At 46.2% G+C, this 20,076-nt stretch carries 16 protein-coding genes; 10 read left to right on the top strand and 6 right to left on the bottom strand.

The features are described from left to right. Nucleotides 1-400 precede the first annotated feature (400 nt). The 5 genes from NL646_RS05935 to NL646_RS05915 all read left to right on the top strand — a co-directional run bounded on the left by NL646_RS05935 (nt 401) and on the right by NL646_RS05915 (nt 5,535). Complete coding sequence (locus tag NL646_RS05935; protein WP_253663974.1) at nt 401-2,848, top strand: DmsA/YnfE/YnfF family dimethyl sulfoxide reductase; 2,448 nt, start codon at nt 401-403, stop codon at nt 2,846-2,848. Beyond that, a complete protein-coding gene (locus NL646_RS05930) occupies nt 2,848-3,477 on the top strand; it encodes a DMSO/selenate family reductase complex B subunit (RefSeq protein ID WP_253663973.1) in 630 nt (209 codons plus the stop codon). Before NL646_RS05935 ends, NL646_RS05930 begins: the two co-directional genes overlap by 1 nt. Further along, nucleotides 3,477-4,328 carry a DmsC/YnfH family molybdoenzyme membrane anchor subunit gene (locus NL646_RS05925; RefSeq protein WP_253663972.1) on the top strand — a complete coding sequence of 284 codons (852 nt, stop codon included), beginning with the start codon at nt 3,477-3,479 and terminating at the stop codon, nt 4,326-4,328. Before NL646_RS05930 ends, NL646_RS05925 begins: the two co-directional genes overlap by 1 nt. 111 nt (nt 4,329-4,439) lie before the next feature. Next, nucleotides 4,440-5,051 (top strand): molecular chaperone, encoded by a 612-nt coding sequence (locus NL646_RS05920; RefSeq protein WP_253663971.1) that lies wholly within the window; start codon nt 4,440-4,442, stop codon nt 5,049-5,051. Beyond that, nucleotides 5,038-5,535 carry a 4Fe-4S binding protein gene (locus NL646_RS05915; protein ID WP_058964472.1) on the top strand — a complete coding sequence of 166 codons (498 nt, stop codon included), beginning with the start codon at nt 5,038-5,040 and terminating at the stop codon, nt 5,533-5,535. Before NL646_RS05920 ends, NL646_RS05915 begins: the two co-directional genes overlap by 14 nt. A 56-nt stretch (nt 5,536-5,591) precedes the next feature. Here the strand turns inward: NL646_RS05915 and NL646_RS05910 are convergent, their stop codons facing one another. Next, complete coding sequence (locus NL646_RS05910; protein ID WP_253663970.1) at nt 5,592-6,176, bottom strand: FMN-dependent NADH-azoreductase; 585 nt, start codon at nt 6,174-6,176, stop codon at nt 5,592-5,594. 185 nt (nt 6,177-6,361) lie between these two features. Between NL646_RS05910 and hrpA the strand changes: the two genes are divergently transcribed. From hrpA to NL646_RS05885, 5 genes are all read left to right on the top strand, one after another. After that, nucleotides 6,362-10,348: an ATP-dependent RNA helicase HrpA gene (gene hrpA / locus NL646_RS05905; protein WP_253663969.1), complete on the top strand. Its 3,987-nt coding sequence runs from the start codon at nt 6,362-6,364 to the stop codon at nt 10,346-10,348. Nucleotides 10,349-10,532: 184 nt separating this feature from the next. Beyond that, nucleotides 10,533-11,012 carry an outer membrane beta-barrel protein gene (locus NL646_RS05900; protein WP_005483427.1) on the top strand — a complete coding sequence of 160 codons (480 nt, stop codon included), beginning with the start codon at nt 10,533-10,535 and terminating at the stop codon, nt 11,010-11,012. A gap of 246 nt (nt 11,013-11,258) precedes the next feature. Beyond that, nucleotides 11,259-11,774, top strand: a complete 516-nt coding sequence (locus NL646_RS05895) for an outer membrane beta-barrel protein (RefSeq protein WP_253663968.1) — start codon at nt 11,259-11,261, stop codon at nt 11,772-11,774. 383 nt (nt 11,775-12,157) lie between these two features. Then, nucleotides 12,158-13,738, top strand: coding sequence for a BCCT family transporter (locus NL646_RS05890; protein ID WP_005495123.1), 1,581 nt, complete (start codon nt 12,158-12,160; stop codon nt 13,736-13,738). 120 nt (nt 13,739-13,858) lie between these two features. Beyond that, a complete protein-coding gene (locus NL646_RS05885) occupies nt 13,859-14,248 on the top strand; it encodes an AAA family ATPase (protein ID WP_025788753.1) in 390 nt (129 codons plus the stop codon). 18 nt (nt 14,249-14,266) lie between these two features. Here NL646_RS05885 and NL646_RS05880 read toward each other — a convergent pair whose 3' ends face one another. The 5 genes from NL646_RS05880 to NL646_RS05860 all read right to left on the bottom strand — a co-directional run bounded on the left by NL646_RS05880 (nt 14,267) and on the right by NL646_RS05860 (nt 20,010). After that, on the bottom strand, nt 14,267-14,905 hold the full coding sequence (locus NL646_RS05880; protein ID WP_005495117.1) for a sugar transferase: 639 nt from the start codon (nt 14,903-14,905) through the stop codon (nt 14,267-14,269). 10 nt (nt 14,906-14,915) lie between these two features. Further along, complete coding sequence (locus NL646_RS05875; RefSeq protein ID WP_025515802.1) at nt 14,916-16,109, bottom strand: glycosyltransferase family 2 protein; 1,194 nt, start codon at nt 16,107-16,109, stop codon at nt 14,916-14,918. After that, nucleotides 16,102-17,220 (bottom strand): glycosyltransferase, encoded by a 1,119-nt coding sequence (locus tag NL646_RS05870; protein ID WP_180797660.1) that lies wholly within the window; start codon nt 17,218-17,220, stop codon nt 16,102-16,104. Before NL646_RS05870 ends, NL646_RS05875 begins: the two co-directional genes overlap by 8 nt. A gap of 235 nt (nt 17,221-17,455) precedes the next feature. Then, nucleotides 17,456-18,889 (bottom strand): chain-length determining protein, encoded by a 1,434-nt coding sequence (locus tag NL646_RS05865; RefSeq protein ID WP_029842445.1) that lies wholly within the window; start codon nt 18,887-18,889, stop codon nt 17,456-17,458. Beyond that, nucleotides 18,886-20,010: a glycosyltransferase gene (locus NL646_RS05860; protein ID WP_069507647.1), complete on the bottom strand. Its 1,125-nt coding sequence runs from the start codon at nt 20,008-20,010 to the stop codon at nt 18,886-18,888. Before NL646_RS05860 ends, NL646_RS05865 begins: the two co-directional genes overlap by 4 nt. Between the last annotated feature and the right edge of the window lie 66 nt (nt 20,011-20,076).

Here is a 20,076-nt window from a genome sequence, read left to right as displayed (position 1 = left end):
TTTTGTATTTATATATTCAATTTAGATTAGTAAATATTATCTATTTTACCTAGCTCTGACCTATTCATATTTCATTAATAAAAAATCGTAAAATGAAATATAAGATTACGCATCGTGCCATTTATAAATTGATAGTGGTCAAACTTATTAACCATTAAATCTACAAGGATATCGATAGTGGTTTCTTGTCGGGCTTTAGTTGCTCAAGGCCTGATAAGTAAAGCTTGATTAATAGATCTTAGAAATGTCACTTTGACCTCAAAGTGTTTTAGATATTTCCAAATCATGCCTATTTTGAAAATACGATCTCTATATCTTATTTGTTTCTAATTAGTGTTCTTTCCCCACTTGTTATTAATTAAGCGCCACTCCCAATTTTAAATGCACTTAGGAAAAAACCATGAGTCAAAATGGTAAGTTTAATATTACTCGGCGTGATGCTTTAAAGGGCGGTTCTGCACTTGGCGCTTTAGCGTTAGCAGGAAACGCGCTTTCTCTCCCGTTCGCAACTAAAGCGGTTGCCAAAGAAACGCCAGCAAAACCCAATGAAAAAATTGTCTGGTCGGCATGTACCGTAAACTGTGGTTCTCGTTGTCCGCTTCGTATGCACGTGGTCGACGGTGAAATCAAATGGGTAGAAACCGATAACACGGGTGATGATGTGTATAACCACAACCATCAAGTACGTGCTTGTTTGCGTGGTCGCTCTATGCGTCGCCGTGTTTACTCGCCAGACCGTTTGAAATACCCACTTCTTCGCGTTGGTAAACGTGGTGAAGGTAAGTTTAAACGCATCACTTGGGATGAAGCCTTTGACCTCATTGGTGACAATTTAAAACGCATCATTAAAGACTACGGTAATGACGCGGTGTACCTAAACTACGGTACGGGTACCTTGGGTGGTACGGTAACTAAGAGTTGGGATCCTAGCGCGACATTGGTTGCACGTATGATGAACCTTTGTGGTGGCTACCTGAGCCACTATGGTGACTACTCAGCAGCGAACATTGAATGTATGTCTGAGTACTTCTACGGCACTTGGGTAGACAACAACTCGATTGACGACGTACAAAACGCAGATCTTTGTCTGATGTTCGGTAACAACCCAGCCGAGACGCGTATGTCGGGCGGTGGTCAAATCCACAACTACGTGGACGCAAAAAATATTAGCCACACACGTACGATCTGTATCGACCCTCGTTACACCGATACTGCCGCTGGCCGTGAAGACCAATGGATTCCTATCAAACACGGTACCGATGCGGCTTTAATTGCAGCCATCGCCCATGTATTGATTACGGAAGACAAAGTCGATCAAGACTTCCTTGACCGCTACTGTGTGGGTTACGACCGTAAAACTCTGCCAGCATCAGCGCCAGAAAATGGCAGCTACAAAGATTACATCATGGGCACAGGTCCGGATGGTATCGAGAAAACCCCAGAGTGGGCACAACCAATCACAGGTATTCCTGCTGATGTGATCTTGAAACTTGCGCGTGAAATCGGCGATGCAAAACGTATTTACATCACGCAAGGTTGGGGTCTACAACGCTCAGCAAACGGGGAGCAAGCGTGTAAAGCGATCATGATGCTGTCTCTGCTTCGTGGTCAGGTTGGTCTACAAGGTGGTGGTACTGGTGCTCGTGAGGGTAACCACTCTTACCCATTCCAACGCTTCCCGAAAGTGCCAAACCCAATCAGCGCTTCTATCCCAATGTTCCTTTGGACAGATGCGATTTTCCGTGGCACTGAGATGACCGATCTTACTGACGGTATCAAAGGTGTTCAGAAGCTGCAAAACAACATCAAGTTCATCTGGAACTACGCGGGTAACTGCCTGATTAACCAACACTCAGACATCAACCGCACACACGACATTCTTCAAGATGAAAAAGCGTGTGAAATGATTGTGGTGATCGATAACCACATGACGTCTTCTGCGAAGTATGCCGATATCGTACTGCCAGACTGTACAACGTCAGAGCAATCGGATTTCTGTATGGATGGTGCGGCGGCGTCAATGCCTTACTTCATCTTTGCAAGCCAAGCGATTCAACCTCGTTTCGAATGTAAGCCAATCTACGACATCATGTCTGGTGTGGCGAAGCGCATGGGCGTGTTTGATGAATTTACTGAAGGTCGCACTCAAGAAGAGTGGCTGCAATGGATGTACGCTCAGACTGTTAAGCAAAATAACGATCCAAACCTGCCGTCTTACGATGAGATGAGAAAACAGGGCATCTACAAGAAGCAATTCGACCGTCCACATGTGGCGTTTGAAGACTTCCGTCGTGACCCAGAAGCGAATCCATTGCCTTCGCCATCAGGTAAGATTGAGATCTACTCAGAGACCCTCGCGAAGATCAACGAAGAATGGGAACTGGACGAAGATGAATCCATCAAGCCATTGCCTGAATACGTATCGACGTTCAACGGTTGGGATTCACCAGATCGTAAAGAGTTCCCACTTCAGTTAACGGGCTTCCACTACAAATCACGCGCGCACTCAACGTACGGCAACGTGGACATCCTAAAAGCAGCAGCGCCACAAGAGCTTTGGATCAACCCGATTGATGCAGCGTCACGCAACATTGACAACGGCGACTTAGTGAGTGTTCGTAGCAAGTTCGGTGAAATGAACGTTCGCGTAAAAGTGACCCCACGCATCATGCCGCATGTGGTTGGCTTAGGTGAGGGGGCATGGTACGCACCAAACGCAAAAGGTGTTGACCAAGCGGGTTCAATCAACGTGCTGACAACACAACGTCCAAGCCCGTTGGCAAAATCAAACCCGAGCCATACCAACCTCGTTGAAGTGACGCTAATTAAGAAAATGGGGGCTAAATAATGAGCACAGCGAAGCAGTATGGCTTTTACATTGATTCAAGCAAATGTACTGGCTGCAAAACATGTCAGCTCTCTTGTAAAGACAACAAAGATCTGGGTATCGACCGTAACTTCCGTCGTGTTTACGAATATGTAGGCGGCAACTGGACAGAAGAAAACGGCGCGTTCCGTCAAAATGTGTTTGCGTACTACCTATCGATCTGTTGTAACCACTGTACTAACCCTGCGTGTACCAAGGTTTGTCCATCTGGTGCAATGCACAAGCGTGAAGAAGACGGCTTTGTCGTTGTCGATGAAAGCGTGTGTATCGGCTGTAAATCTTGTCACATGGCGTGTCCTTACGGCGCACCTCAATACAGCGAAGAAAAAGGTCACATGACTAAGTGTGATGGCTGTTATGAACGTGTCGCAGAAGGCTTAATGCCAGTGTGTGTTGATAGCTGTCCACTACGTGCGATTGAGTTTGGTCCAATTGATGAACTACGCGCGAAATACGGTTCAAACGCGGATGTGGCACCACTGCCAGATTCTCGCATTACCAGTCCGAACCTGATCGTGAAGCTAAATCCAGATGGTCGCCCAACCAATGACCGCACTGGTTTCCTACAGAATCCAAGAGAGGTGAAATAATGTTATACGAAGCACCATTAGTTGCCTTTACGGTTCTGGCTCAAACAGCGGTTGGCGCGCACTTAACGGTTAATGCGTTCGAGAAGTTCGGTAAGCCACCACGCGTGACAGAACCTCGTATGAACATCGCTCGCTTCGCTATCTTAGTCGTGATGGGATTGGGCTTCTTGTTCTCAACCACGCACTTAGGTAGCCCACTTCGTGCCTTCAACGCATTAAACCGTGTTGGCAGCGCGGCGCTATCTAACGAGATCTTAACGGGTGCAAGCTTTCTGTCTCTGGCGGGTTTGTACTGGTTGCTAACGATTCTAAAAATCGGCAGCGAAGGCGTGCGCAAAATCGTGAACTGGTTGTCTATCGCGGTTGGCGTGATTTTCATGTTCGCGATGGCAAATGTTTACCAAATCGAAACGGTACCAGCATGGTACTCACCAATGACAACGGTTGCGTTTTGGTTCACGGTCGTGACTTCGGGCCTGATGTTTGGTTACACGCTGATCAACGTATTGGACGTGACGGCTGAGAAAACCAATCGTCGCTTAATGTGGGCTGGTGTAAGTCTGATTGCGCTGAACCTAGCGTTCTCAGTAATGCAGACGATTCACTTCGCAGGTATCTCAACGGCGATTCACAGTGGTTTAGATCAAATCTCCATGTTATCTGGCTGTGTTGCTGGTCACGTGTTGTTGCTTGTGGTTGCGGCGGGTCTTTGGGTATTCGCTGAGTTGTTTACCGCAGAAGGTCGTCAGAAGAACTTGCTGGTTATCGTGGCATTCGTTGCCTTGTTCGTTGCAGAGATTCTGGGTCGTAACGTGTTCTACGGCATGCACTTTACATCTGGTTTGTACTAATAACCGTGATTTGTGCTGATAACCAGTAACAGAGTGGGGCGAGTGTTCGTCCCACCTCTTTTTCGTTTTACTTAATCGAAGAATAAGAACACCAGTCATCAAAGGTACTTCATGCAAATTTCTCAACTTGACCCACAAGATACCAGCATCGTTCTTAAGCTGTTTGGTGCACTGTTTTACTACCAGCCTAAAGATTATCCAGCGGCCAATCTCGATACGTTGCTGAGCAATACAGATACACCAATCGAAGCGCTTAATGACATGCTGCGCAGCTTTCAAAACGAGAGCGAAGAGGCACTGCAAATGGAGCACGATCGCATGTTTGCCGGTCTTGGTGAGATGCCAGCGCCACCTTGGGGATCGGCTTATCTAGATAAAGAGGCGGTGTTGTTTGGTGAATCAACCATTGAATATCGTTACTTTTTGCAGCGTTGTGGTTTTTCTTTGGAATCTGACCAACGTGAACCAGAAGATCAAATCGGCTTGATGCTGATGGTGTTAGGCATGTTGATTGAAACTGAACAGCAAAAACTGGCGGCTGAAATGCTACGCGAACACTTGATGACATGGTTTGGCTTTTTCAACAAGCGCTTCAAAAAAGCGGTGACTCTCACGCCTTACTCAAAACTGTCGAACCTTACTGAAGAATTACTTCAATCCCTGAGTGAACAATACCAAGTCGTTGTGCCTGTAAAGAGAGATTACTCGGATGCGCCAGTCTGAATCGGTTGATCTAAGCAAGCGGCGTTTGTTTTCGTTCCGTCGTGCGCCAGTTGAACAAGCTCAAGAGCCTCGTGTTAAAGCGAGACCTCCGTATGCGGTGGAAGAATCAATGTTCACGCGGCTTTGTGATGGATGCGGAGAGTGTGCCTCTGCATGTCCAAGCCAAATCATTGAAATGGTCGATGGCGTGGCCGCGTTAGACATCAGCTACTCAGCATGTAATTTATGCGGTGAGTGTAAGTCGGCGTGTCCTACATTGGCGCTTTCCAACCAAATAGAATCAACAGGCTTGATTGCAACTATCTCGAACAGCTGCGAAAACTTATACGGTTATTGTGGTAGCTGCGAGGACAGTTGCCCATACGATGCCTTGCAATGGCAAGACGATGCCAAACCCAAAATTGATGCAGCCAAATGCAAAGGTTGTGGGCAATGTGCGCAAAGCTGTTACACCAGCATGATCAGCTTTGACTTAAAACGATAAAAAAGGGATTGGCGTACACCAATCCCTTTTCGTTTGTATTCTTTTTGTCGTTGAAGTTATGCCATTGTGGCAAGTTGGCTTTGCGCTTCTGAAATGCCTTTCGCTGCTGCGTCATCACCCATGTTTAGCGCTTCTGCGTAAACAAACTCCACATCCGTGATACCAACAAAGCCCAATACTGTGCGTAAGTATGGAGTCATGCTGTCCGTTGGGGAGTCTTTATGAAGACCGCCACGAGTGGTGACTACGATTGCTTTCTTACCTTCAATCAGACCTTGAACGCCATTTTCTGTGTATTTGAATGTCACGCCAGCACGAGCAATCAAATCAATCCAGTTTTTAAGCTGAGTCGGAATGGTGAAGTTGTACATTGGTGCAGCTATAACCAAAGTGTCTGCGGCCTTTACTTCTTCAATCAAGGTATCAGACAAGTCGACAACCGCTTGTTGTTCTTGTGAAAGATCTTCCGTTGCGCGAAGTGCAGTGGCAACGGCGAAGTCCAAAACTGGCAGTGGGTTTGCAGCCAAATCACGAACGGTCAGTTTGTCTTGGTCTACATTTTTGATGAAGTCTTCAACCAATTTGTTTGATTGAGAGTAATCGCCAAGGATGCTTGATTTTAGAGCTAGTACACGAGACATAATGGTTATTGCTTAAATAAGTGCTTTCGACTATGGGAGCCATTATAAGCAAGGTAAGTGAGTTCAAAAGCCTAGCGATTCGCTTAACATGTTCGAAAAAATTGAATGAGCTTTCGGTTATCTTGTTGCAGACCTTGTGTGATACAATCCGCGCAGTTTTTGTAATGAAAAGAATAGGAAACGCTTTGACTTCGTCACAGCCCCCAAAAAAGGCCCCCGCTGAAGAGCAAGCGACACCGTCAAATGGTGCGCAAAAGGCGACAGCGAAACAAGCTCAAACACCTCAGGCTCAAGTGAACAGCGCGGCATCTCTGCGTAAAGCACTGAATCAGTGCATGATGCGTGACCGTTTTCGTTTGAGTAAAAGAATCTCTGGTGCAAGCAAAATTAAGAAGGACGCAGCGCGTAACGCTGTGTTTGATGAAATCGCATTAGACATTGCTAAATCGATGATGGTTGCGGAACAACGCAGCAACTACAAGCCAACAATTGAATACCCTGAAATCCTGCCAGTCAGCCAAAAGCGCGACGACATTGCGAAAGCGATCGAAGAAAACCAAGTGGTTATCGTTGCGGGTGAAACCGGCTCAGGTAAAACCACTCAACTACCAAAAATCTGTGCTGAGCTTGGTCGCGGTAAGTTTGGTCTGATTGGCCACACTCAGCCTCGTCGTCTTGCGGCGCGTTCGGTTGCGAACCGTATTGCCGAAGAGATGGAAACCAAACTGGGTGAGTTTGTTGGTTACAAGGTTCGATTCAACGATCAGATCTCTGAAAACACCCAAATCAAATTGATGACGGACGGTATCTTGCTGGCTGAAATTCAGCATGACCGTTTCTTAAATCAATACGACACCATCATTATCGATGAAGCGCACGAGCGCAGCCTTAACATCGATTTCATCTTGGGTTACTTGAAAGAGTTGCTGCCACGTCGTCCTGATTTGAAAGTGATCATCACGTCGGCAACCATCGACCCAGAGCGTTTTTCAAAACACTTCAACAATGCACCAATTATTGAAGTGTCTGGTCGTACTTACCCAGTAGAAACTCGTTACAGACCATTAAGTGGTGATGACGATAATGATCGTGACCAGCTTGAAGGTATTTTCGAAGCGGTAGACGAACTGTGTGATGAAAGTTTAGGTGACATCCTGATCTTCATGAACGGCGAGCGTGAAATCCGTGATACCGCTGATGCACTGTCTAAACGTAACCTGAAGAGCACGGAAATTGTGCCGCTTTACGCGCGCTTGTCGGCGGGTGAACAGAACAAAATCTTCCAACCGCATGCCGGTCGACGCATTGTACTGGCAACCAACGTTGCCGAAACCTCGTTAACGGTTCCGGGCATCAAGTACGTTATCGATCCGGGTACGGCGCGTATTAGCCGTTACAGTTACCGTACTAAAGTACAGCGCCTTCCAATTGAGCCAATTTCTCAGGCGAGCGCGAACCAACGTAAAGGTCGTTGTGGTCGTGTGGAAGAGGGTATCTGTATCCGTCTGTACTCAGAGGAAGATTTTGAGTCACGCCCAGAGTTTACCGACCCAGAGATTCTGCGTACCAATCTAGCGTCGGTTATCTTGCAGATGACGGCACTTGGCTTGGGCGACATTCAAGCGTTCCCATTTGTGGAAGCGCCGGATAAACGCAACATCCAAGACGGTGTTCGCTTGTTGGAAGAGCTTGGTGCGATTAACGCCGAAGCGAAGGACGCGAAAAAACGCTTAACCAGCATTGGTCGCCAACTGGCTCGCTTGCCTATTGACCCGCGTCTCGCGCGCATGGTTTTGGAAGCGCCAAAATATGGTGCACTAAAAGAAGTGATGATCATCGCAGCGGCATTGTCGATTCAAGATCCGCGCGAGCGTCCTTCAGACAAACAACAATCGTCAGATGATAAACATCGTCGTTTCTTCCATGAAGAGTCGGATTTCCTGACATTTGTGAACTTGTGGGATTACATCCAGAAGCAGCAGAAAGCGTTGACGGGTAACCAATTCCGCAAACAATGTAAGCAAGATTACTTGAACTACTTGCGCGTACGTGAGTGGCAAGATGTGTACTTCCAGATTCACCAATCTATGCGTGAAATGGAATTCAAACTTAACGATGAGCCTGCGTCTTACCATGGCGTACACAGTGCGATTCTGGTTGGTTTGTTGTCGCACATTGGTATGAAAGACCAAGAGAAGAATGAATACCAAGGCGCGCGTAACGCTCGTTTTCATATCTTCCCGGCATCGGGGCTGTTCAAGAAGCAACCTAAGTGGATCATGTCGGCTGAGCTGGTGGAAACCTCGAAACTTTGGGGTCGTATCATCGCCAAGATTCAACCGGAGTGGATCGAGCCATTAGCCAAGCACCTTATCAAGCGCAGTTACAGCGAACCGCATTGGTCGAAGAAACGCGCGGCGGTGATGGCGCATGAAAAAGTCATGCTTTACGGCGTACCAATCGTACCGAAACGTTTGGTGAACTACGGCAGTATCGATCCTACCGTTAGCCGCGAAATCTTTATTCGTAGTGCATTGGTTGAAGGTGAGTGGGAAACCAAACACGCGTTCTTCAAGCAAAACCGTAAGCTTTTGCAAGAAGTGGAAGAGCTTGAACACAAATCTCGTCGTCGTGACATCTTGGTGGATGATGATGAGCTGTTTGATTTTTATGACCAACGCGTTGGTACCGAAGTGGTGTCTGGTAAGCATTTCGATACATGGTGGAAAAAGGCATCGAAAGAAAATCCGGAACTGCTGAACTTTGAAAAAGAGATGCTGTTCAAGGGTGATGCTAGTCATGTAACCGATTTGGATTACCCGAACTTCTGGCATCAGAATGGTTTGAAGCTCAAGTTGAGTTACCAGTTTGAACCGGGTGATGATAGTGACGGTGTAACCGTACACTTGCCGTTGCCGATTTTAAACCAAGTCGAACCAGCAGGTTTTGACTGGCAGATCCCGGGTTTACGCCATGAGCTCGTGGTGAGCTTGATTAAGTCTCTGCCGAAGACAATTCGTAAGAACTTTGTGCCTGCGCCGAACTATGCGGATGCGTTTTTAGCACGCGTAACACCAATGGAAGCGCCACTGCTGGACTCGCTAGAAAAAGAACTGCGTCGTATGACGGGCGTAGAAGTGCTGCGTGAAGATTGGAACTTAGAACAAGTGCCTGAACACTTGAAAGTCACGTTCCGCGCGGTTGATCATCGAAATCGCAAGCTGAAGGAAAATAAAAATCTTCATGAACTGAAAGAAAGCTTGAAAGACAAAGTTCAAGAAACGCTTTCTAAAGTCGCGGATGACGATATCGAACAACAAGGCCTGCATACGTGGAGCTTTGGCGAACTACCGAAAGTGTATCAACAAAAACGAGGCGGCTACGATGTAAAAGCATATCCGGCGCTTGTTGATACTAAAGACAGCGTTGAAATCAAACTCTACGAAACTGAATTTGAGCAGATCACCGCAATGCACGCTGGTCAGCGTCGCTTAATTTTGTTGAACGTACCGTCGCCAATTAAATATTTGCACGCAAACTTGCCGAACAAATCGAAGCTGGGTCTGTACTTTAACCCTTACGGCAAAGTGCTTGATCTGATTGATGACTGTATTGCCTGTGGTGTCGATAAGCTTATTGAAGAGCAGGGCGGTTTGGTATGGGAGCCTGAGAAGTTTGAAGCGTTGAAAGAACACGTTCGCGCTGAACTGGGTGATACCGTGGTAGAAATTGCCAAACAGGTAGAAACCATTCTTACGACGGCTTTCAACATCAACAAAAAGCTGAAAGGCAAGATTGATTTCACCATGGCGTTTGCGTTGTCGGACATCAAAGCGCAAATCGAAAGCTTGATTTTTAAAGGCTTTGCAACGGAATGTGGCTGGAAACGTCTGCCTGATATTCTTCGCTACATGCGTGCAATTGAGCGCCGCATGGAGAAATTGCCGATCGATCCGAACAAAGACCGTTTGCACATGCTTAAAGTGGAATCTGTCACCAAGGATTACAAAGAGTTGCTGAATAAGATCCCGAAAGGGATGGTGATTCCAGAAAATGTGAAAGAAATCCGCTGGATGATTGAGGAGCTTCGAGTGAGCTACTTTGCTCAACAATTAGGCACTCCATATCCGGTTTCTGATAAACGAATCAAAAACGCGATTGATGCTTGTTAATCAACAAGTAAAATGGCGCTGTGGTTTGTTGTAAACGATGAACAAGTTACTGGTACAGTAATTGCTAGTAACTTGTCACGTGTTGTTTTTAGTTCTCGGGAGGCAATGGTTCGCCTCCCTTGTATTTGCAGTACCAACGTCTGATTTGCAAGACGTGGGGAATAATAAAGAGTAAAGGTAGATGATGAAAAAAACTCTATTAGCAGTGGCGCTACTTGGCGCATCTTCTGCGGCAATGGCAGATTCTTGGATTTACGGCGGTGCAACTGTTGGTCAATCTGACTACAAAGGCGAGACAGATACGTCTTACTCTGTGCACGTAGGTACAGGTATTCTACCTATCATCGGTATTGAAGCGGGTGTAACTCAACACGGTGAGTTCAATGTAAACGGCCAAGATACTAAGCTGACTTCTTACTACGCTGCACTTAAGCCAAGCATCGATTTTGGCCCACTGCACGTGTACGCGAAAGGTGGTATCCACCAGTGGGATAAGAAAGTAAAAGGCGGCAAAGACGATGATGATTTCGATCTAATGTACGGTGTAGGCGCTGAGTACTTCATTTTTGGTCCAATGTCTGTTGGTGCTAGCTACATGAACTACACTGCGGGCAAAGACGACATCGGTACGTTCTCTGTTAACGCGACATTGCACTTCCTATAATCATCCATTCAAGATGATGCAAATTCTGAACACCGGCATTGCGCCGGTGTTTTTTTTTTGTCTATTGATAATCCTAACTGCTCTTAATTCTACTATTCACCTGAATTGATATCACACAAACAAAAGTTGAACATAAATTATTCACTTTTTGATCTTAAATTCGCCATGCCTTCCAATATATAGTGACGAGTAGGTGCGCATGTATGCGTAATGTTCCGTTCAGGAATCGAACAGGAAGGTATAACTATGAAAACAAAACTCTCGTTATTGGCTTTGGCGTTGTGTTCAACATCAGTGCTTGCTGACTCATGGATTTATGCAGGCGGCCAAATTGGTCAATCAGATATTGATGGCGAAAACGACACAACGTATGGCGTGCATGTCGGAACGGGGATTCTGCCATTAATCGGTATCGAAGTCGGTTATTTCAACCACGGTAAAGTCGACTTGTCTTTCGGTGGCAACAAAGGGGATGCGGATTTCACTTCGTTCTATTTAGCGGCGAAACCAAGCATCGATTTTGGTCCGCTACATGTGTATGCCAAAGGCGGCATTAATGCATTTAATGTCGATTACAATGGCGGATTAAGCTCGGTCAGCAAAGATGATGGCGTGTCTTACATGTATGGCGTCGGCGCGGAATATTTCTTGTTAGACAATATCTCTGTTGGTGCAAGTTACCAATCATTTGGCGTGGATATCAGTGGGGACAGCGATAACCTAAGCAGCTTTACGGGCAACGTGACTTTCCATTTCTTGTAAACCGCAAACTGCCCGATCTTCTTTATCCAACTCACCCTTCACAGTTGGTTGAAAAACTCCACCAACCTCAAAATGGTCTCGCCCTTATGTGTGAGGCCATTTCTTTTGTTCTGAATACCGTTTGACCTTGTTGATTGACTGTTTTCCTCTGTGTATTCCAATTCTGAAAATAGTTAGATGTCGTAGTTTATTTCTGTGAGTTGAAGACACTTGCTTGGCGTTTTTTTGCTGTAAATATGCAATAAAAGTGTCATTTTTGCATAAATTTGTGATTGGTGATAAACTTCGCATCGTTTTTAAAGTTTAGAGTTCAAATTAATGGAGGGCGGTATTGGAGTTCTTCTCCCCTGAGAAGCGTTTCAAATTACGTTAAATTTGTATTTATGGATAATGCATTTAAAAAATATAGTATCGACACAACAGACTATCAGGTTGGCCAAGACAACGTTCAAAAATGGGGATTCGATATACACAATCCCGTATTCGGCATCAGTGCTGGTCTCGTTGTTTTCTGTCTTATCTCACTTCTTCTTGTCGAGCCAGTCACCGCTCGCGACGCATTAAACGGGATCAAAAACGGAATTATTGAACAGTTTGATGCATTCTTTATGTGGTCTACCAATTTTTTCTTATTGTTCGCTGTTGCTCTGCTTTTCTCGCCATTAGGTAAGATTCGTTTAGGCGGTAAAGAGGCGACGCCGGATCATTCAACCGTTTCATGGCTATCAATGCTGTTTGCTGCAGGTATGGGTATTGGCCTCTTATTTTGGAGTGTGGCTGAGCCAACGGCCTATTTCACGGATTGGTGGGGTACGCCGCTAAACGCAGAAGCGTATTCAGCCGATGCTAAATCACTCGCGATGGGCGCGACCATGTTTCACTGGGGTGTTCACGGTTGGAGTATTTACGCCCTTGTTGCGTTGGCGCTTGCTTTTTTCGCCTTTAATAAAGGTTTACCACTTTCATTGCGTGCGGCGTTTTACCCAATTTTTGGTGACCGTGCATGGGGCTGGTTAGGCCACGTTATCGATATCCTTGCTGTACTTTCGACGTTGTTCGGTCTTGCTACTTCTCTTGGTTTGGGTGCTCAGCAGGCAACCAGTGGTATTAACCATGTATTTGGTTTAAACGGCGGCATCGGTACACAAATGGTGGTGATTGCGTTTGTAACCTTTATTGCTGTGCTTTCTGTTGTTCGTGGTATTGACGGCGGTGTCAAACTCCTAAGTAACGTCAATATGATCGTTGCGTTCGCTCTGCTTATTTTTATTACGTTCATTACCTTTGATACTGCGATGGGTTCATTAGTCGACACGACAATGGCATACATCCAAAACATCATTCCGTTGAGTAACCCGCATGGTCGTGAAGACGAAACGTGGATGCACGGTTGGACAGTGTTCTACTGGGCGTGGTGGGTATCTTGGTCTCCGTTTGTGGGTATGTTTATCGCTCGCGTATCGAAAGGCCGTACCGTTCGAGAATTTTTGTTCGCAGTCATCGTGATCCCGACGTTGGTAACATTGGTTTGGATGTCAGTATTTGGTGGTATTGCGCTTGATCAGGTCGTGAACAAAGTTGGTGAATTGGGTGCGAATGGTTTAACGGATATTTCACTGACACTATTCCATGTTTACGATGTACTACCATACAGCTCAGTGATTTCTATTCTGTCGATTGTTTTGATTTTGGTGTTCTTTATCACCTCATCGGACTCCGGCTCATTGGTTATCGACAGTATCACTGCGGGCGGTAAGATTGATGCTCCCGTTCCACAGCGAATTTTCTGGGCGTGTATCGAGGGTTCAATTGCCGCGGTTATGCTCTGGGTTGGCGGTAAAGAAGCCTTACAAGCGCTACAGTCTGGTGTGGTTGCGACCGGCTTGCCATTTACCTTTGTTCTACTGTTGATGTGCGTGAGTTTGGTGAAAGGTTTACGTACCGAGCTTTCCGCTTACCGCTAATCGATGTTGATAAATTAATACTCAATGCCGAGCATTCATTGCTCGGCATTTTTATTTCTGCTTTTCTTTTTAAGAAATTCCGTTACAGTTTGGGCTTCTTTTTCATCACTCAATTGCATTATGTCGCTTGCTAAACTTATTCTCATTCGTGGCCTTCCTGGCTCAGGAAAAACAACCTTGGCGAAACAATTGGTGAAAGATTTCGATGCGAAGCATTTCGAAGCCGACATGTATTTTGAGAATGAGAAAGGCGAGTACCACTTCAATCCGTCTTTGCTTCCGCAAGCGCACGAATGGTGTTTTGAACAAACGCGAAAATGGTTGAACAAAGGGAAAATCGTGATTGTGAGTAATACCTTTGTACAACATTGGGAAATGAAGCGGTATTCAGATTACTGCCGAAAGAAATCTATCGAGGTGGAAGTGATGGTGTGTTCGGGCGAATATCAGAGCATTCATAATGTGCCACCAGCGACAATCGAGAAGATGCGTCGCCAGTGGCAAGAGTAACAAAATAGACTCGAAGCATTACTGGCCGCGTCCATCAATCATTACGATAAGCGTTTTGCTCATGATAGAAAGATCCATCGTGATCCACGAGTAAAACGACCCAAGGCTTAGTGCATAGCTGTGGTCAAAACCAACTTTTCTTCTCACGTCTTCAATGCAAGCATCGTAACCTTGGTTTACTTGCGCCAAGCCTGTAATACCTGGCAGTACGCCGTATGTGCGCTCTACAAAGTAGGGAATTTCATCTTCCAACTTTTGATAGAAGGCAGGTCGCTCAGGGCGAGGGCCAATCATAGACATTTCACCTTTCAATACATTGAATAGTTGCGGTAACTCATCGAGACGAGTCTTACGTAAAAATCGTCCGACCGGGGTAATGCGTGGATCATTTTCGGTTGCCCAAACGGCACCTGAGCGTTGTTCTGCATCGATGTACATCGTGCGAAACTTCATGATTTGAAACAGATCCATCTTCTCGGGTGTGCAGCGACCAACACGCAGTTGACGATAAATCACTGGGCCTTTTGAGCTGACCTTGATGGCAAGAGCAATGAACGGAAACAGTGGCGCGGTTACTAGCAGAATCAACAGCGCAACCAGTACATCAAACGTTCTTTTCGCGTGGCATACATTTGAGTCGTAACGTGAGTTTTTCATGATGCTTTCCTTATTGGTTGACGCGCTTCCAACGCCCGTTTTCCATGCCTAGTAGGTACTTCATACCGCCGACAAAGTTTGCGATATGGCCAACGACGATATAGCTAATCAGTTTGAAAGGTTTCACTGTGTTAAGGGCTGGTATCAGATAAGTCATTAACGCAATACCGTAAATGCCAACCTGCGCCAACAGCAACAATAGAAACACCGGATGTTGAGCAAGTAACAATGAGCACACTAAGCACACAATCATTAAATACGGCGTTGCTAAACGCAGAACCTTTCCTGATAGAAATGCAAAGGCGGTGCCACGATAGCGAGGCAGCAACAATTTTTTCAATTGCATCAGCTGCTGCATGTTTCCGGCTGAGATTCGTAGGCGGCGCTTAAAGTCCGCGTCGTCTGAGCTTTGTTCCAGTTCGAGCGCGAGCATCTTAGGTTCGTAAACCGAAGTGAAGCCTCGCAAAACGATTCTCATAGGGAGAATGAAATCGTCATTGATGGTGCCAGCTTCGAGTGGCTCAAACAGCTTAGTCCTGAACGTGTAAAACGCGCCGTGAGAACCAATCGTTGAACCAAGTAAGGATTCTTGGTGTTTAACGCGAGACTGGTATTGCCAATAAGCGGCTTCGCCTTGATTGCTAGTGCGCATAATTTGGTATGTCGCATTAACGACGCCCACGTTCTCATTTTGATAATGCTGACTTGCCAAAAGGAGAGAGTCGCAAGAAACCAGAGCAGATGTATCACTCAGCGCCGTAATGTCGGACGTAACGTGTTTCATCTCTTCATTAATCAACGCGACTTTGCCACGATTGATAGAGTGGTCGTTCACAATAAACAAGGTATCAGAGCAAATCGCTTCTTGGATGGTATCTTGTGCGATTTCTGCAGTTTTATCGGTACAACCATCACACGCGATTACCACTTTCAGCTTATCCCTTGGGTAGTCCAAACTCGCCAAGTTGCGAATTTTCTCAGCAATCCACTGCTCTTCGTTGTAAGCGGGGATGATGATGGTCACGGAAGGAAGTTTGTTATCACTGGCCGAGGCTTTGTAATGACGCTCTGCAAAGTGTTCGCCTTCGTCGTTAGATTTTGGTTTGAGTGGCAGCCATTTCAGCAGTAACGGATAACCCACATGATGGTAGATGATCAAAAACGCAGACAAACCAAAACCAGCAATCCAAATGAGATCATTCATAAGTCGACTCCTTAGCCAAACGAGTGTAGCGACCAACCATGTCACGAATATCGAAATGTTGAAGAATGTAAGCTCGAGGCGAATGGATGCTTGAATCCAATTGTTTAGATAGAGCCTCCGCGAGTGAAAATACGCGGTTAGGTTCTACCAAAGCGCTGCTTTTCGGGCACAGTGTTTCTTTCACGCCGCCAACATCCGTCGCGACGCAAGGGATGTCACACGCTTGCGCTTCGAGTGTTGAAAGCGGAAACCCTTCTTGCAGAGACGGTAAACAAAACAAGTCTAAGCTTTGGTAGAAGCTTGGCATGTCGTCGACTAAACCAAGAAAGGTGACGCGTTGCTCAAGTTTGAGTGTGCGTACCAAATTTTCAAGTTGCTCGCGTTGGCTACCGTCACCTGCAATCGCAAGGTGGGTATGAGATTCAAGGTGAGAGAAGGCCTCTATCAGCACTTTATGCCCTTTAACGGTTTCTAATCGGCCTGCTACGCCAATTACGGTTTTATCCTCAGGTAGTCCAAAGTGATTTCTTTTAGCTTGGCGATCACCGCACTGAAACTTTTGACAATCAATACCGTTGTGAATGGTGCACACATCGCGATAGTTGAGTTTGGTTGTGATTTGGTCCGCAACAAAGTGCGCATCGGCAACCACATGTGGTCGAACGGTTTTTAGCAGCACAGACTGTAAGCGCGCAGCTTTTTTATTGTTCAAATGCCAGGCATCATGTTCGGTGTGAATGATGACAGGAACGCCAGCCAAACGTGAGGCAATGCCACCGTAAAGCAAAGGACCAATATGATGTGTGTGTACAACATCTGGCTTCATGCCTTTGATCATCGCCGTAAGTGTGCCTAAGGTTTTAATGCTGAACCCCGGCTGTTTATTGAGAAAATGAAGCCGGCTTTTGTATTCGGTCAACTTAGCCCATTTCGCCAAGGATTGGGATTTGGCGCCTTCTAAGCTCACCACAAACACATCGTGACGAGGTTCTGCGAAGCGAAGCATATCCAGCACTAGCGTTTCTAATCCACCCGGTGCCAAGTGTTGCACCACATGCAAAACCACTTTTTTATGATTCCGTTTGGTGTTTTTATCTTCTCTGCGTTCCATCTTTACGCCCTCAGTAGTGTGTATCTACTCTGAACAACGTATTGCACGCTACGTGCCATTATTTATTTAAAATAAAAACAACCAGTTAGGCCTGAATGTCAAATCTGGAAGTCAACATTCTCAATTTGAGATTCATATTAATGAGAAGACAAAACCATGCGGTAAATTAACGTGGCGTAGCAAAGAAAAAGCACTCGGGTCAACGAGTGCTTTATCGTCATGGTGAGTAGGAGAGTTAACTGGCGAACGTCACTTTAGGCAAGGTGGTGATCACCGGAACGCCCAGGTGTTTTTCTAATGCTCGGCGAGAACGCACCGAGTTATCTGCCAGTTCAAGTATGGTGGCTAGACCAACGCCAAGGCCGGCACCACCGATAAAGCCTAGAATGATAAATACAATACTTGGTAGATTAGACGGAATTGTCGGAGTGAATGGCGCATCAATGATCTTCACGCGTTTGTTTTCTTCAAACACACCAAGCGATCCTGTCAATTGCGCCATTTCGTAACGCTCGACGAGGTCGTCGTACATTTCACGTTTTACGGCGACATCACGTGCTAAACGGTTGATTTCTGTTGCGGTGCTACCAAAGCGATGGGCATTGCTTTCTAACTCTTGAATCATCTTTTGCAAGCTGACGGTTTCTTCGGTGAGTGATTCAAAACGGCTACGCATGATTTGCAGTTGATGCAGCTGAGACACGAGCAATGGCTGCGCTTCTCCAAGGCTACTTACCGTGGCGTTACTCGCAATGTCCCACAATTGGTTACTGTTCAGCTCTGGCTGTTTTGAACTGAGCAGAACTGTTCGTTCTTGCTCTAAGCGTTTTAATTCGCGCAATTTTCCTTGTACTAGGCTGTGCGCTTCGGTGTATTTGGCGCGGAGCAGAGTAAGCTCGCTTCGGATCTCGATAATTTGTTCTTCAATCTTACCGATGACGGGGTTGGTTTTGGAAAGCTGTTGGTCCAAGCTCCCCAAACTGCGAGTCACACCGGCAAGCTCGGCTTCTTTCTCCGCCAAGGTTTGCTTTAAGCTGGCTAGGCGGGTCAAGCTTTGGGCCTGCATTTCTGGTGTTGCGTGTGAGTAGGTGTTTTTATACTCGGCAAAAGCGTGCTCGGCTTTGTCGAGTTCTTCTCTTCGCTTATTGATATGGATGGTCAAAAAATGACTGGAATCCTTAATCGAAGAGCGTTCCGGTGCCAACAGTTGCTCAATAAATCGGTTACTCACCGACGTTAACATTGACTCCATTCCTTGTGCTTTACCGCTTCTTAGCTGAATTTGGATAAAGTCTTTACCCAGTTGTTGAACAGACAAGCGCGAAGCAAGATCTTTGATGATGAACTCTTGTTCTTTCGCGCCCATGTCATCGTCAATCAGCCCTTGCTCTTTTGCGACAGAGTAGAGCACGTGACGGCTTTTCAGCAAAGTACTCAACGCACTCAAACGGTCTTTAAGCATGGTTGATACGGCAATATCTTGCAGAAACGGATTCATCTTTGCCGTTTCTTGAATCAACATGCTGGTGTGTGCGACGTACGTTGTTGGAACGAGCTTGCTTACGCCAAAACCAAGGATAGGTAGCACAAGCATCGGAATGACAATCATATAGCGACGTCGCCACGCGCCATGCAGTAATACGCTGATGTTTTCTCGTAAATCGCTCATAGTGCCCTCACTAATTTCTCAACTTGGTCTGCTCTTGCTTCCCAGCTTTGTTGTTGGACATAAGATGTAGAGCCGTTTGGTGGTGGTAGCAGGTGACTTAGGCTGGCACACACGTCTTCGACGTCGGCGACGATGTGTAACATGTGTTTGTAAGGCATCAGAGCCGGAAATGGCGTGCTAATAACGGGCGTACCCGTTGCTAAATACTCCAAAAGTTTGAGCGGGTTACACGCTTTGATTTGTGCGTTGTCGACAAACGGTAGCCAACTTGCGTCCCAGTGTTGGGAATAGCTTGGCAATAAATGATGCGCGCGAGGCCCCAAGTAATGAACGTTGTCTCGCTGTGGTAATGGATTGTGGGCAAACTCATTCGGTCCAATAAAAACCAAATCCCAATCCGGTGCGTGTTGGGCGACTTGGTCGATCAAACGATAGTCCAGCCAGTCAGACAAACTGCCATAAAAACCCAATACTTTACGGCCATTGTTCGGCAAGTCGCTTGCCTTTTCTGCAGGCGTTGAAAATAGACTGAAATCGACCCCGTGTGGCAGCGTTGTGGTTTTATTATCCGGAAATCGAGCGGCCAGCTTGTCGCTTGCAGCAAGAATAAAATCGGCGTTATCAACCAGTGTGCGTTCATGCTCCAAAACGGTTTGATGATCAACGCCCGCTAACGCGCCAAAATCGTCGCCGCAGTAGTAAATCAGCCCGCGCTTATTCATGGCATTACACACATCAGCGGCGGTTGGTAGGGATGTCCAAAACAATGGGTTGTCGAAGTTCAACGCTTTTAAGTGTTTTTCTAGTTGGTGCTGCATCATCTTCGCTGCCACTTTTCTTGAAAAAGCAGAATGGGGAGCCGGTATTGTCAGCAAATTTACCGTGAAAATGTTGTCTACCGCATCACAATGCATGGTTGGCTTATCTGAGCCAGTATTGCTGATAACGCGGGAAAACTTGCTCACTAAACGTTGAATGTCTTTACCCGTCGGTTTTGGTCGTCTTAAACCGATGGAATTAACCCAAAGAATGCGATGGTTGGTGGCAAGTCGCTGAACGATGTGCTGCGTTGATGATGGTAGGCCGCCGAAGTCTTCGCCAAATACTACGATATCCGTCATGTGTTTCTCCTTGAGTTCTTAAGATTGGGTTTCTGATAGAAGGAGTAATCACAATGTGTGCCAAGG

The sequence above is a fragment of the Vibrio sp. Y20_XG_PY13 genome, assembly GCF_024181925.1.
Taxonomy (GTDB): domain Bacteria; phylum Pseudomonadota; class Gammaproteobacteria; order Enterobacterales; family Vibrionaceae; genus Vibrio; species Vibrio parahaemolyticus.
Note: the sequence above shows the minus strand (reverse complement) of the source record. Positions and strands in the feature narration are given on the sequence as shown.